Raw genomic sequence first — 505 nt, forward strand, 5'->3', positions numbered from 1 at the left:
TCTCGATCGCGTGCGAGTTGAAGACGGGCAGCGCGTCCGCCGGGAGGATGTCCCGGTGGTCGATCACGGTCAGGCCCGCCGTGTCCGGGTCCAGCCAGTCCGGTGTCTGGGAGTCGGTCACCAGGTAGACGTGCCGGACGAACCCGGCGTACATCTCCAGCGAGCGCAGTGCGTACTTCAGCTCGTCATGGCTGGTGTAGCGGGAGGCACCGGTCTCGCGCGGGGCGATGACGTTGTCGGACGCAGCCTGGTGGGCGCGGCGTTTGGCGGCCAGCACCGGGTCGTCACCGTCGACCCAGGTGTACACGGCGTCGACGGGGAAACACACCTGGTCGATGCCGTGCCCGGCGAACGCCGCGAACGTCGGCACACCGCGCACCGGGCCGGAGGCCGTCACCGGCTGCTGCTCGGTGGTCGTCACCGACGGCTGCGGCGCGGGCTGCGTCTCGGGCCGAGCGAAGGCGGTCGGCTGCTGTTCCGGCTGGACGGAGGCGGTCTGCCGCTG

General features: G+C 71.3%; 1 protein-coding gene. It reads right to left on the reverse strand.

The features are described 5' to 3' along the window. The coding region (locus GT045_RS07615) for a Stealth CR1 domain-containing protein (protein ID WP_202527454.1) at positions 1-505 on the reverse strand (505 nt) is incomplete at both ends.

Origin of the sequence: Streptomyces sp. SID486 (assembly GCF_009865385.1) — a bacterium.
Classification (GTDB): domain Bacteria; phylum Actinomycetota; class Actinomycetes; order Streptomycetales; family Streptomycetaceae; genus Streptomyces.